The organism is Symmachiella macrocystis (assembly GCF_007860075.1).
GTDB lineage: Bacteria > Planctomycetota > Planctomycetia > Planctomycetales > Planctomycetaceae > Symmachiella > Symmachiella macrocystis.
Genome location: NZ_SJPP01000001.1, coordinates 2,388,866 through 2,402,358, shown reverse-complemented (window position 1 = coordinate 2,402,358; position 13,493 = coordinate 2,388,866). Strand labels below are relative to the sequence as shown.

At 56.6% G+C, this 13,493-nt stretch carries 9 protein-coding genes; 7 read left to right on the top strand and 2 right to left on the bottom strand.

Annotation, left to right across the window (positions count from 1 at the left end; all coding sequences use genetic code 11):
• The first annotated feature begins 10 nt into the window (after positions 1-10).
• Genes CA54_RS09275 through CA54_RS09260 form a run of 4 tightly spaced genes read left to right on the top strand, consistent with a single transcriptional unit; the run spans position 11 to position 8,897 of the window.
• On the top strand, positions 11-2,113 hold the full coding sequence (locus CA54_RS09275) for an O-linked N-acetylglucosamine transferase family protein (RefSeq protein ID WP_197532324.1): 2,103 nt from the start codon (positions 11-13) through the stop codon (positions 2,111-2,113).
• A complete protein-coding gene (locus CA54_RS09270; protein WP_146370505.1) occupies positions 2,110-4,512 on the top strand; it encodes a tetratricopeptide repeat protein in 2,403 nt (800 codons plus the stop codon). The genes CA54_RS09275 and CA54_RS09270 overlap by 4 nt, the downstream gene beginning before the upstream one ends.
• A 21-nt stretch (positions 4,513-4,533) precedes the next feature.
• Complete coding sequence (locus CA54_RS09265; protein WP_146370504.1) at positions 4,534-6,819, top strand: tetratricopeptide repeat protein; 2,286 nt, start codon at positions 4,534-4,536, stop codon at positions 6,817-6,819.
• Positions 6,820-6,878: 59 nt separating this feature from the next.
• Positions 6,879-8,897: an O-linked N-acetylglucosamine transferase, SPINDLY family protein gene (locus CA54_RS09260; RefSeq protein ID WP_197532323.1), complete on the top strand. Its 2,019-nt coding sequence runs from the start codon at positions 6,879-6,881 to the stop codon at positions 8,895-8,897.
• Positions 8,898-9,001: 104 nt separating this feature from the next.
• Here the strand turns inward: CA54_RS09260 and CA54_RS09255 are convergent, their stop codons facing one another.
• Entirely contained in the window at positions 9,002-10,117 is a 1,116-nt protein-coding gene (locus CA54_RS09255; protein ID WP_146370502.1) for a D-TA family PLP-dependent enzyme, read from the bottom strand.
• Between the two features lie 373 nt (positions 10,118-10,490).
• Here CA54_RS09255 and rpmA point away from each other — a divergent pair, with 373 nt between their 5' ends.
• The 3 genes from rpmA to CA54_RS09240 all read left to right on the top strand — a co-directional run bounded on the left by rpmA (position 10,491) and on the right by CA54_RS09240 (position 12,558).
• A complete protein-coding gene (gene rpmA, locus CA54_RS09250; RefSeq protein WP_146370501.1) occupies positions 10,491-10,745 on the top strand; it encodes a 50S ribosomal protein L27 in 255 nt (84 codons plus the stop codon).
• Positions 10,746-10,891: 146 nt separating this feature from the next.
• Positions 10,892-11,392 carry a TrmH family RNA methyltransferase gene (locus CA54_RS09245; RefSeq protein WP_197532322.1) on the top strand — a complete coding sequence of 167 codons (501 nt, stop codon included), beginning with the start codon at positions 10,892-10,894 and terminating at the stop codon, positions 11,390-11,392.
• Between the two features lie 167 nt (positions 11,393-11,559).
• Entirely contained in the window at positions 11,560-12,558 is a 999-nt protein-coding gene (locus tag CA54_RS09240) for a hypothetical protein (protein WP_146370500.1), read from the top strand.
• Positions 12,559-12,789: 231 nt separating this feature from the next.
• On the opposite strand, the gene CA54_RS09235 is transcribed toward CA54_RS09240, so the two are convergent.
• Positions 12,790-13,452 (bottom strand): class I SAM-dependent methyltransferase, encoded by a 663-nt coding sequence (locus tag CA54_RS09235; RefSeq protein ID WP_146370499.1) that lies wholly within the window; start codon positions 13,450-13,452, stop codon positions 12,790-12,792.
• Positions 13,453-13,493: the final 41 nt, after the last annotated feature.

The window sequence follows — 13,493 nt, the reverse complement described above, 5'->3', positions numbered from 1 at the left end:
AACGACATTCATGAACGAGAACCGCGACCTCTTTAAAGTCGCGTTCGACAATCATCAAGCAGGGCGGCTCGGTGAAGCCGAAGGCCTGTATCGTAGCGTGCTGCGCGTTGATCCCGCTCATACGGATGCCCTGCATTTGTTGGGAGTCGTCGCTCACCAATCGGGTCGGCATCAATTGGCTGTGGAATTGATCCAGCAGGCAATTGCGATCAACGGTAACAATCATCTCTATCACAGCAACTTGGGAGCCAGCCAACTGGCCATGGGGCGGCTGAGCGATTCGATTCTCAGTTGCCGGCGAGCGGTGGAATTGGCTCCCCATTACGTGGCTGCACAGTTCAACTTGGCACGTGCTTACCAAGCCACCGGTGAAACCGCAACTGCGGAAGCGGGCTATCGCCGCACATTACAGGTGGACCCACGGCATGCGGAATCGCGGCTGAATTTAGGGAACCTGTTGTTCGACCGGGGTGAGATTCAAGCTGCGATTGAGGAATTTCGCGCGTCGGTGCAATGCAATCCCAACTTTGCCTATGCACATTACAATCTTGGGAATGCCTTACTCGAAATTGGACAGACTGACGAAGCCATAGTCTGTTTGCAAACGACGATCCAACTCAAACCGGACTATGCTGAGGCATACAACAACCTGGGCAATGCCTACCGCAGCCGCGATCAACTCGATGAAGCCCTGACATCTTTCACCACAGCCTGCCGCCTCAACCCCCAACATGCGATCGCGCACAACAATCGCGGCTCGGTCTTACAATCTCAGGGCTGTTTAGCCGAGGCGTTTGCGGCCTATACAAGTTCGCAACAAATCGCGCCGGCCGATGCAGCTACGCATAGCAATGCGCTCGTCGCAGCGAATTACCTCGCGGAGCAGTCACTGCAGGAGCTATTTCAGCGACATCGCGCTTGGGCTGAGCAACATGCGATGGACTGTCCGCCAAGACAATTTCGCAACGTGGCCGATCCTGAGCGTCGATTGCGGATCGGATATGCGTCGCCCGATTTCCGCACGCATCCGGTGGCCTCTTTCTTTTTGCCGCTGCTGCAGCAACACGACCGCACTGCTGTCGAAGTGACCTGCTACAGCAACTTCCCCCGACCGGATCGCATGACCGCCCAGATCGAAGCAGGCGCTGACCGTTGGCGGGATGTGCGCCGTTGGAGCGATGAGCAGATGGTGCAAGCTGTTGTCGCCGACGAGATCGATATCCTGGTCGATTTGGCCGGGCATACGGCCCACAATCGACTGCAGGTCTTTGCGCAAAAGCCGGCGCCTGTGCAAGTTAGTTTTTTGGGATATCCCAACACGACCGGTTTGTCGACGATCGACTACCGAATCACCGACGGGATTACCGACCCTGCGGGCGAAGCGCGGTCGCACAGTGAAACATTAATCCCACTGCCCGGACCGTTTTGTTGTTATGCGCCCCCAAAATTTGACGTCGAGGTTTGCTCGTTGCCTGCGGACCGGAAGGGTTATGTTACGTTCGGGTCGCTACACAACTTGGCAAAACTCAATCCGCATGTCGTCGAAACTTGGAGTGCCGTATTGCACCGCGTACCGCAATCGCGGTTGCTGATCGCCCGCTCCACGTTGTCGCGGTCCTCGGCCGCACGTTTATCTGCTGAGTTTGTCGAAAATGGAATTGCGTCGGGACGGATTGATTTCCGCCAACTCTCCACAACAGAAGGCGGCTACTTGCGAGTCTATGATGAGATCGATGTCATCCTGGATGCGTTTCCTTGGAGCGGCCACACAACCACGTGCGAAGCTCTCTGGATGGGAGTACCGGTGCTCACGCTCCGCGGCAATCGACACGCCGGTCGCATGGGTGCCAGTTTGCTGACGCACATTGGACTCCACGAATGGATCGCTGAATCGCGGGAGGACTACGTGTCTCATGCGGCGAGACTGGCAGCGGAGGTGGCGTCTTTGCGTAGGCTGCGAGGTTCCCTGCGTGATCAATTGTTAACATCGCCTGTCTGCGACGCGCGGCGATATGCCACGAACATTGAAGAGGCCTACCGCACAATGTGGCGGCAATGGTGCCCGGCGGAAACGTCGTTTGTCATTGATACTTGCGAGCAAATTTTACGATGACCGAAGTGGTTTCAGAATTGCGTGAAGCGTTTGACAGGCACCAGGCTGGTGACTTGGCGCAAGCGGAACGTCTGTACCGGGCGGTCTTACAGGACAATCCCACACACGGCGAAGCACTACATTTGCTGGGCGTGCTCGCGCATCAAAGCGGTAACGCCACAGCTGCCGTGGAATTGATCGGACGCGCGGTACAACATGCTGATCCGCCGCGGGCGATGATGTACAGCAATCTCGGCGCCGCGCATCAGGCAACCGGCGATTTCGATACGGCGATCAAACACTATCGCCGCGCCGTGCAATTACAGCCTGACTTTGCCGATGCTCAACACAATCTCGCTACTGCATTTGCGGCGCAAGGCAATCACGATCAGGCCGTCATTGCCTACCAACAATTGCTCACAACCCATCCCCAACATCGCGCCGGTTGGACGAATCTCGGCAAATCACTCCAAAACCTGAAGCGGTATGAAGAAGCGGCGCAGTGTCATCGATCGGTGCTCGAAAACCATCCCGACGATTGTGAAGCGTGGCTCAATCTGGGAGTGGTACAGGCATCGTTAGGGCAGCAGGACGCGGCAGCGGAGTATTTCGCTCAAGTGTTGAAGCGCGCACCGCAACATGCGCTGGCACACTTCAATCTGGGGCGGATCCGTCAAGACCAAGGCCGACTCGAGGACGCAGTCTCGCACTATCGTCAAGCGGTCCAATGCGACACGGCCTACGTCGATGCGTGGAACAATCTCGGCGTGTCGCTGAAATCACTACAACAGTTTGCTGAAGCCGAAACATGCTTCCGGAACATTGTGAAATTATCACCCAACTCAGCAATAGCCCACTTCAATCTAGGCAACGTGCTACGCGCGCAAGACCGTTTCCAGGAAGCGGCCGAAAGTTATCGCCGCGGATTGCAGTTTGACCCACAGCATGTCGAGTCCTACATCAACCTGGGAACAGCTTTAACGTCGGCCGGAGATTTCACCGTTGCAGAAGATTCCTACCACACAGCGCTGCAGGTCTGTCCACAATCGATCGAGGTGCATCTGAATTTGGCCTCCGTCCTGCAACTGCAGGGACGTATGGACGAAGCTGCGGCGGTCTATGAACGTGCGGAGAAAATTGATCCGACCTGTGAGGCCGTCAAGAGCAGTGCCCTCATGCTGCCGTTGTATCAACCGGAAATCACGCAAACAGAGATTCTTCGTCGACATTGCGAATGGGGCGCACGGTTGGCTCACCTCTCCGCAACGGACTCGTCGTTCAGCCACGATCGTGATCCACAACGCCGCCTGCAGATCGGTTATGTCTCGCCCGACTTTCGTATGCATCCGGTTGGATTTTTCATGGAATCGATCCTGCGAAACCACGACCGGGAACGTTTTGACGTGACCTGCTACGCCGAACATCGCGACGACGATTCTGTGACGGACCGTCTGCGGCCTTTGCCCCAATGCTGGCGAACGACTTGTGGGCAAACGGTTGACGCTGTGGTGCGGATGATTCGCGACGATCAAATCGATATTCTCATTGACCTAGCCGGTCACACGTCGGGCAACCGACTGGCGATCTTCGCCCGTCGTCCCGCGCCGGTGCAGATGACCTACTTGGGATACGGGACCACCACCGGATTAGCGGCGATCGATTACCGGATCACCGACGCCATCGCCGACCCGCCCGGAGAAACTCACAGACACCCCGAAGAACTTCTGCGCGTTCCCGGCGGAATCCTCTGTTATTCACCGCCGCCGAATGCCCCCGAAGTCGTATCGCTGCCGGCACTACAGAGCGGACAGGTTACGTTCGGTTCGTTCAACAAACTGAGCAAACTGAGCAAACCGACCCTCGACGTCTGGGCAGCCGTCCTGCGTGCGGTACCCGCGTCTCGACTGATTCTCAAAAACCGTTCATTCGCCAACGACACCGTCTGCGCACGTTATGTCGCGGAATTCGCAGCACGGAACATTGACGTCGACCGCATCGAACTGATCGGCCCCACGGCATCAATCACCGAACATTTGGCGCTCTATGGTCGTGTCGATGTGGCATTGGATCCGTTTCCATACAACGGGGCGACGACAACTTGTGAAGCGTTATGGATGGGAGTCCCTGCGATTTCTCTCCGCGGCAATGCCTTTGTCGAGCGGATGACGGCGTCGTTGCTGACGACTGTTGGTTTGACCGAGTTCATTGTCGAGTCGCCGGAAGAATACGTCGCCGCCGCATGTCGCTGGGCAGCGTCGATACAACAATTAGCGGAGTTGCGACAACAACTACGCATCATGGCGCGCGATTCCCCACTGTGCGATGAACCGGCCTACGTGCGTGGATTGGAAGATCAGTATCAAGCAGCCTGGCAACGGTGGTGCGCGACACCGGATGCGTGCTCGTCGAATGTGGTCTGAAACGACTTGGAGGAGAGTTCCATGGATGGACAACCAGTCACAATTCAAGCGGCTGTCGCGCTGCATCAAGCGGGCGCGTGGGACCGCGCCGCTCAGGCGTACGCACAAATTCTGTCTGTCGATCCGCAGAACGCTGATGCGCTGCATCTCACCGGTGTCATTGCTCATCAACGGGGAGAGTACGAAGACGCGATTCAGTGGATTCAACGCGCACTGGAACTGCGCCCGCAGAACGCGACCTTTCACAACAATTTGGGCAATGCACTCCAAGCCGTCCGCCGTTATGACGCTGCCGAACAACACTTTCAAACCGCTTTGGAAATCAGCCCGCAATCTGTTGATGCCCGTTTCAACCTCGGCGCACTCCGCCAGGAACAAGGCCAGTGGAACGCCGCCCTAGCCGACTTTGCCGCGGTCGTTCGCCAGCACCCCGGTATGGCTAAGGCGTATTATCGGCTCGGGATGATCTTCAAACGTCAGGGGCAACTCACCGAAGCTGTGCGGTGCCTCAGCGAGGCATTGGTGCATGACCCCGACTTTGATGAAGCCGCTTTATTACTCGCCATATCGCATCGCGCGGCAGGCCGTATCCCAGAGGCGCTTGAACAGTTCCAGCGGTTGTGCAAGAAATCCCCCCAGCAAATTGACGCCCATTTTGAATTGGCCGCGACGCTCCTCGATTGCGGGCGATTTGATGAAGCGATTGAGCAGTTGAGCAATGTGATTCAACGCGCGCCGGAGCATGCACGCGCTCATCATCATTTAGGGATCGCCCATCTGCGGCTCCTGCATTTGACCGAGGCCGAAGCGTGCTTTCGAGAAGCTGTCCGCTTGCGCCCCGATTTTGCGATGGCTCATAATAGTCTGGGCAGCCTGTTGCGCGAACGAGGCGAATTGTCAGCGGCGGCTGACTGTTTTTCAGAATCGATCCGTTTGCTCCCGCAAGCTGCCGAGCCCCGCGCCAACTTGGCAGGCATACTCCAATTACAAGGCCGACCCACAGAGGCTATCGCCGCCTATCGCAGCGCACTTCAAATCGACGACAGCTCCGCGCGGATTCATAGCAATCTGTTGATGACTTTACACTATGATCCTGAACTGTCCGTCGAAGAGATTTTTGAGGAGCATCAACGTTGGTCCCGACGACACGTGGTCCCGACGGGTGCCACGCCGCGACTGAAAAACAATCCGCTGCAATCACGTCCGCTGCGGATCGGATATCTCTCCGCCGATTTTCGCGCGCATTCCGTCGCCTCTTTCATCGAACCCTTATTGAAGGCTCACGACCGTCGCGCGGTCCACGTGAGTTGTTATTCCGACGTGACGGCTCCCGACGCCATAACTGCCCGGTTAAAAGCCCATGCCGATACCTGGCGGGATGTGCAAGGAAAAACCGACCAGGAAGTTCTCAAGATGATCGTCGACGAAGAGATCGACATCCTCGTCGATCTGGCCGGGCACACCGGCGGCAATCGGCTACAGGTCCTCGCGCAACGAGCCGCACCAGTGCAAATCACGCATCTGGGTTATGGCGGCACAACGGGGATCCCGGCGATCGACTATCGCCTGACCGACGTCGTCGCCGATCCTCCTGGTGAATCGCGGCGGCATGTCGAGGAGTTGGCCTATCTTCGCAGTGGAATCTTTTGTTATGCCCCCCCAGCGAATGCCCCGCCGGTTGCGCCGGCGCCCTGTCTCGCAAACGGCTACGTCACGTTCGGCTCGTTTAACAATCTCGCCAAGATCAACAGCGGCGTGGTGAAATTGTGGGCGGCCATTCTCCGCGACGCGCCGACCAGTCGACTGATCATGAAAAGCCATTCATTCATCGATGCCGCTACCCGGGAGGACTTTCTCCAAAGGTTCTCTCAACACGGAATCGATACCGCGCGGCTCGACCTGCTGGGACAGGTTGCTAAATTGCAAGAACATCTAGAACTGTACGGCCGCATCGATATTGCGTTGGACTCGTTTCCCTATACCGGCGCCACCACGACCTGCGAGTCGCTGTGGATGGGCGTTCCTGTGGTGACATTGCGCGGAAATCAATACGTCGGCCGGTTATCCGCCAGTCTGCTGACGCAGATCGGTTGTCCAGAATTGATCGCGGAGACACCACAGGCGTACCAAGAGATCACCCGCACCTTGGCGGAGAACATGCCGCGATTAGGAAATATTCGCACGCAATTGCGAGAACAAATGGCGCAATCACCAGTCTGTGATGCGGTGACTGCAGCCACGGGCGTGGAGACGATGTATCGCGATATGTGGCAACGTTGGTGTCAGGGCAACCGCAAAGCAGGTTGAAGGGTTGTTGTGGTTAAAACTGCAAACAGACATCGGAAATGCGGACCGGAGAATTCGGTATGGCGTTGAACTATAAACTACATGCTCCTGCAGCAAACGCGGCTGCTGATTTGTCGGGACACTTTCTGCGCGGCAATGAATCGTTGGCCGCCGGTGACTATCGACAAGCGGTGGAGTGTTACCATCAAGTGCTGGCCGTATCGCCCGATTTGGCCGAGGCGCACAACAATTTGGGTGTTGCCCTCAAACGCCAGCAGCAATTCGATGACGCCGGTGTTGCGTTTCAGCGCGCCGTCGCCGCGCGCCCCGATTTTGTGGACGCTTACGTCAATCTCGGCGACACATTGCGGCAGTTGGATCGCCTGGAGGAGGCTCGCATTTGTCTACAAGCGGCCCTCGATATCGATCCCAATTGCCCAGCTGCGTACAACAATCTCGGCATCGTGCAGCGGCGATTGGGAGACAACGACGCCGCAATCCAGAGTTTTCAACAGGCACTCCGTCTGCAGCCCAATCACGCCAGCGCAGCCGACAACTTAGGGAATGTGTTAGCGCAAACGAACCGCCTAGAGGAAGCTGAAGTCCAATTCGCTCAGGCAGCTTGCACAGACGCGCAGGCACTCAGTGCGCACAATCACATGGGCCTCTTGCGGCAACGACAAGGCCGTTTGCGCGAGGCGGAACAGGAATTCCAAACGGCGATTCAGCTCGATGCAAGTTCTGCGACGGCGCACCTCAACTTGGGCGTGCTCTACCTTTATGAAGGCCGAGTGAAAGAGGCACAGTATTGCTTTCGGCAAACGCTGCAACTCCAACCGCAATTCATCAAAGCCCACAGCAATCTGCTGATTTCGCTCGGATACGATCCCGGCGTCGATCTGGATGAGCTCTTTGATGAACATCTCCGTTGGCAACAGCAACATGCCGCCGATATTCCCCATATCACAACGCATGCAAATTCGCCTCAGCCGCGACGCCGTTTGCGTATTGGGTACATTTCAATCGATTTTCGCCGTCATCCGGTGGCCTCGTTCATTGAACCGATTTTGAAATTGCGTAACACTTCTGAGGTCGAGGTCGTTTGCTATAGCGATGTCCCTGCGCCTGATGCGGTGACTGAACGTTTAGAAAAACTGGCGGATGAGTGGCACAACGTCGCCGGCATGGCGGATGCGGAACTCGTTGAGCGGATTCAACAAGACGGCATCGATGTGCTCGTCGATTTGGCGGGACATACCGCTGGAAATCGACTGCTGGTCTTCGCTCAGAAACCGGCGCCGGTACAGTTTTCGATGTTGGGTTACGGAAACACAACCGGGTTAACCACCATCGATTGCCGCATCACCGACGCCATTTGCGACTCGCCGGAGGAACCCTGTCGGCACACCGAAACGCTGGTCCGCATTCCCGCTGGGAGCTTTACCTTCGCCCCGCCACAATCCGCACCCGACGTACAACCCCCGCCGGCGCTGAAGAATCGTTATGTCACTTTCGGCTCGTGCAACAAGCTCGCAAAAATCGGGCCGGATGTGATCGCCGTTTGGGCCGAAATTCTGGCGGCGATTCCCAACAGTCGCCTACGCTTAAAAAATGGAGCGTTCGGGGACGAGAAGGTGCGCCAGCGATTTCACGAATTGTTCCGGCAACATCACATTCCGGCAGAGCGGATCCAGTTTCAAGGATTCGTCGAATCCGAAGAGGAACACCTAGCGGCGTATCACCATGTTGACGTCGCGCTCGACCCCTTCCCCTACACCGGTGCGACGACCACTTGCGAAGCACTCTGGATGGGTGTGCCCGTGGTCACACTCCGCGGCGCGAATTACGTAGGCCGCATGTCCGCCGGCATTTTGAATCAAACCGGCTACGGATATCTAACCGCTGCCTCGAAACCACAATACATTTCGACAGCCATAGGAATCGCCAGCGACGTCGCCCAACTCAGCGAAATCCGCAACGATTTACGTCAGCAATTGCAATCCTCGTCGCTCTGCCAACCGGAACCGATCGTCGCAGAAATCGAATCCGCATATCGCACCGCCTGGCAACACTGGTGCCAGACACAAGTGGCCCCTTAAGCCATACTGTGCATGAGGTCCCGGTCCTCATTTTTGTTTTTCGAGGTGCAATAGGCACCTCCCGATTTCCCCTCCGTGCCTCCGTGGTGAACCCCCCTACCCCGTCAAATCGTCAACTGCCGATCGCGGGCAACGATGTCCCAGTGGTCGGCCACTTTGCCGCCTGAGACGACCACTATTTGTTTGTGCATGGCTGACGTGGGGCAGATGTGCGTGGGGATGGCCAGCAATTCGTCGCCCGGCTGAAAGTCGCCGGCGCGATTGGTTTCGAGCACCAGGTGCTCTTCGTTTTGCAGCACTGCCACGGCATCGGGCAAGGCAGGAAAAGTACACCGCTTGCCGGCCGGAGGATCGGAAGCGATTGCCTTATAACCCAAATCGAGAGTGATGCGATTGTCCGTGGGGCGGCTGATGACACGGGTCAGCACGCCTGTCGCAGGTGGGAACTTGAGATCGGGAAAGGCGGCGGAATAGCCCGCATCGTTGAAGACACAGGTGCCGGGACTCAGCTCGATCGTCGGGTCCTCTTTGGTAGCATAGACCGGAAACGAACCGGTGCCACCGGCGACAATGCGGGGGACGGGCAATCCGGCAGCGATCAATTTGTCGCGCAGCTCGATCACCTTGGCCCACTCGACATCAATGGCGGCTTTTCGTTCTTCGTGCGACTGTTGGTGTTGATGCCCGTCGTAGACATGAAAGCCGCCGGGGATCAAACCATCCGTCTCGGCAATCAACTGGTACAGTCGTTCCGCCCGTTCGCAACACGTGACGCCGGTGCGGTGTTGTCCGGTATCGACGTCGAGCAAAACTTCGATCGTCGTTCCTGCTTCGGTCATCGCATGGCCGAGAGCGGCGATGGGGATTTCGTGATCGGCGGTGACCGAGAGAGTCACATCGGGATACTTCTGTCGAAACGCCACCGCCCGTGCAATGTTGGGACCGACGAGGTTGTACGCCAAACAGACATCCCGGCAACCCGCCTCAGCGACCATCTCAGCTTCGGCAAACGTAGCACATTTTTGTTTCGTGATCCCTTGTGCCGCCTGCAGTCGGACGACTTCAGCCGTCTTATGTGTCTTACAGTGCGGCCGCAACCGCGAGGCATCGCCGGCAATTTCGATCATGTGGCGAATGTTGTCATCCAGAAATTCGCGAAAGACAACAAGCGCGGGCGTAATGATGCCGCTAGTGTCGGCGATCTGGTAATTGGCATCCATGGGAGTGGCTCATTCATTTGGCGTGAGATTCGGTGACCCTGTTACGCCAAGATAATGGGCGAGCAGCAGGTTTGCCACAGAAGTGACGGGCTTTCGGCTCTAGACTGTAGTCCGCCGGAAAAGCTTCGGCACCGAGCCCCGAAAGCCCAAGGTCCAAAACCTCCAGTCTTTTGCCCATTCCCCCGTGTCTTCCGTGTCTCCATGGTGAAAATGCACACAAAAGATGCCCTGGTCACCATTCCAGCGGCAAAAACAGCGTGGCGCAGGCTTTTCGCGGGGCTCGATTCCTGTTATTCTGCCTGTTTCCTGACCAAAACCATTAGGTCGCCTCGCGACCGGTACGTACGATCGATAAGAGCGGAGAAGTGTAGTCATGGCACATAAGAAGGGCCAAGGGTCCAGTCGGAACGGTCGCGATTCGAATGCGCAGCGGCGCGGCATCAAAAAATATGGTGGCGAAAGCGTTACGCCCGGCAATATTCTGATTCGTCAGTGCGGCACCAAATGGCATCCGGGTCGCAATGTCGGCATGGGAAAAGATTACACGATCTTTGCCCTGGTCGAAGGGACGGTTGTCTTCGACCAAAAGGGTCGTCGCATCAACGTCGAAATGGCCGAAGCCAACTAGCAATCGCAACCGGAAGGGCGAGGCTCCTGCCGAGCCGCGCGCGACCAAACCGCGAACAAAAAAACAACTCACAACGGCGGCCCAATATTTCGGTCCGCCGTTGTTTTATGCGCGAGCGCCAAGTCATCCCATGACGGGTAGGACTGATGACTGAATTCGTCCATCAACGCTACAAGCCGCTCAGCCCGCTCGATCAACCCCGCGAACTGATCGTCGCCTGCCCGCCGCTGCGGAGCAACGTGAACCTCTCGCGCATCATCCGCGCCGCCGGCTGTTGCGGCGTGATGCGCGTGCTCTGCACGGGCACCGCCAAGGTGATCCGCAAAATCGCCCGCGACGGCGCCGATGCCGTCGAAGTCGAAGTGCACCGCACACTCGAACCGCAACTCAAAAAACTCCGCAGCGAAGGCTACGCACTGGTCGGCCTAGAACAAACCAGCGGCTCACAATCCCTATTCGACTACCCCTTCGCCCGCAAGACAGTCCTCGTCCTGGGCAACGAACGCACCGGCATCACCGAAGAGATCCTCGCACTCCTCGACGCAACAGTTGAGATCCCGACCTACGGAATGCCCTACAGCCACAACGTGGCGACAGCGGCAGCGATGGGGGTTTATGAGTACTGCCGGCGGTATCCGCGCGGGTGAGGTGTGGGTGAAATTTGACTGTGTGGGGAAGGCGGTTTATGCTGCGAAGTTCCAAGGCGGCCCCAAGAGAATCTGAGGCTGTCTGTGTCATTTTAGTCGATAAACGGAGTTGGCTGATGTGTAAATCTCCACCTCGCTTAACTACTTACACTTCGGCAAGAGAGCGAATGGATGCGTTGTGTGAATTCATCGAGTACTGGCTTGGTCCTCGGATGGACCATTACGGCGAACCGATTCAAACTGTTGATACATGCTCATTGCCGAAGCCGTTACGTAAGCTCTATCAATTTGCGGGGCGATGGCCCGGATTCGACAAATCGCGAGAGTCGATTTGGGCCGTTGGTGCCTTTTCCTGTCAGGACTCTCTAAGGTCGCTCAATAAAGTGGAGATGTCGGGCGAAAATCGACTCACGTTCATCGACGAGAATCAAGGATGTTGGGTCTGCTCAACACACACCGATGGGGATGATCCACCAGTTTGGGTTGACGGCGATCACTGGAATGAGGATGGAGAGCCGTTCCAAGGAGAGAAAAAAGTCTGTGATTCATTATCTAAGTTTTTGGTAACGTTTGTGCTTCAAGAAATCGCACTCGGCTCTCGATTATGCCTAAGTGACAACGGCCTCAGAAAACAATTTGAGGAGATAAAAGACAAAGCCGTGGTGATATGGGAAAACGGACCCTATGTTTATGGCTCCGACGCAAGCTTCTTTTTGTGGAATGATGTATTAGTTGCGAACATCTGGGAAAGCTTCTGGTTTGGGGCAAACCATGGGCGAGCACTCAAGTTTCTAAGGGAGAATCAAGGAGAGGTTTTCACGATAGGACTGTTGGCCGGGCTGCCGTGGCGACTCGACATCGGTCAAGACGGGTCTGCCAAGCTCAGATACTACGAATGGCCGGTTGAGGAGGAGGCAGAAGTGAAAGTTGGAACATTTGACTTTCGTTCCCTATTGAGCCAGTTTTCGGAACAGATTTCTCCCGAGGGAACTTCCGCCAACAACCCGCTAATGTTCCTCGAGCGCCGAGGCCAGTCATATACCGAAGGTAATCATCTTCTTAAAAAGGAAATAGTTTCCGATGTTTTCGAGCAAGCTCTTAGAAACCTGGCTCATTCCAACGATAAATTGTCTCGACTTTACCGCGAACGGTGGCCCTACAGATGACGCACAACACAGTCTCCAGACTCCCCCTCGTATCCTCATCGTCCCCAGCAGTTCGGGCAAAAGCACCCTCGCACGCAAAGACTTTCTGTCTACCGAAGTGATCTCGACCGATGCGTGCCGGGCGATGATCAAGGCGATCAAACCGTGACGACGGATACTTTCGAGTCCAGAAGGTCAGGCTCCCGCCTGACGCGAATCGCATTAATCGATCCTCCACAACCCACCCGCCACTCACCGCCCCGCATCAATCCAAGCAAAACTCGTCACCGGCGGATCCCCACCGTGCGTCGTTCCTGCAACATCAAATCCCAACCGCTCTAACTTCCGTCCCAGATCGATGGGTGGGATGTTGCGTGAGCGGCTTCCGTACATGCCGAGGATTAAGCGGCCATCGGGTTCGACGACTTGGTTGAGCAGTCGCCGGCAGTACGGCGCGAGAAAAGCATCGGGGACGCAATCCCCAAGCGTGTAGACGTAACGGTATCCTCGGGGTGGGTTCCAGTCCCAGGCATTGGCGAGGTGGAAGTTTTGTGCAGCGTTTGGAATCCGCTGTCGGGCCATTTCGATTAAGCGGGGGCCACAATCCACACCGTGCGGCACGATTGTGATTCCGCGTTCTTTGGCCCAGCCGACGAGACACTGGAGTAGGTAGCCATTGGCGCATCCAACGTCGAGTAGATCGCCATCGGTATCAACGGCAGTGAGAAGCGGGGAGCGTTCGTCGCGCCAGCGTTGCGCTCCGCCGCTGAACCCGGACTGGCGAATGGGATCGTCGTGCTGACAGTAAGCGTCTTCAAGCATGCGCAGATGATCAAGAAACTCGGCCGGCAGCGCGTCCGGTGTTTGTTGATCGCGACGATTCAATTGTTGAGCACCTTGTTCGTGGATCGGCAATGTTTCTCTGTGGAATGCCACCCTGCGGGAGAGTGTTCGTG

What these genes read in the sequence shown, in the direction of transcription:
- CA54_RS09265 (WP_146370504.1), top strand. Translation starts at nt 4,534, where the DNA reads ATGGATGGACAACCAGTCACAATTCAAGCGGCTGTCGCGCTGCATCAA.
- CA54_RS09255 (WP_146370502.1), bottom strand. Translation starts at nt 10,117, where the DNA reads ATGGATGCCAATTACCAGATCGCCGACACTAGCGGCATCATTACGCCC.
- CA54_RS09275 (WP_197532324.1), top strand. Translation starts at nt 11, where the DNA reads ATGAACGAGAACCGCGACCTCTTTAAAGTCGCGTTCGACAATCATCAA.
- CA54_RS09270 (WP_146370505.1), top strand. Translation starts at nt 2,110, where the DNA reads ATGACCGAAGTGGTTTCAGAATTGCGTGAAGCGTTTGACAGGCACCAG.
- CA54_RS09240 (WP_146370500.1), top strand. Translation starts at nt 11,560, where the DNA reads ATGGATGCGTTGTGTGAATTCATCGAGTACTGGCTTGGTCCTCGGATG.
- CA54_RS09245 (WP_197532322.1), top strand. Translation starts at nt 10,892, where the DNA reads ATGACTGAATTCGTCCATCAACGCTACAAGCCGCTCAGCCCGCTCGAT.
- rpmA (WP_146370501.1), top strand. Translation starts at nt 10,491, where the DNA reads ATGGCACATAAGAAGGGCCAAGGGTCCAGTCGGAACGGTCGCGATTCG.
- CA54_RS09260 (WP_197532323.1), top strand. Translation starts at nt 6,879, where the DNA reads ATGGCGTTGAACTATAAACTACATGCTCCTGCAGCAAACGCGGCTGCT.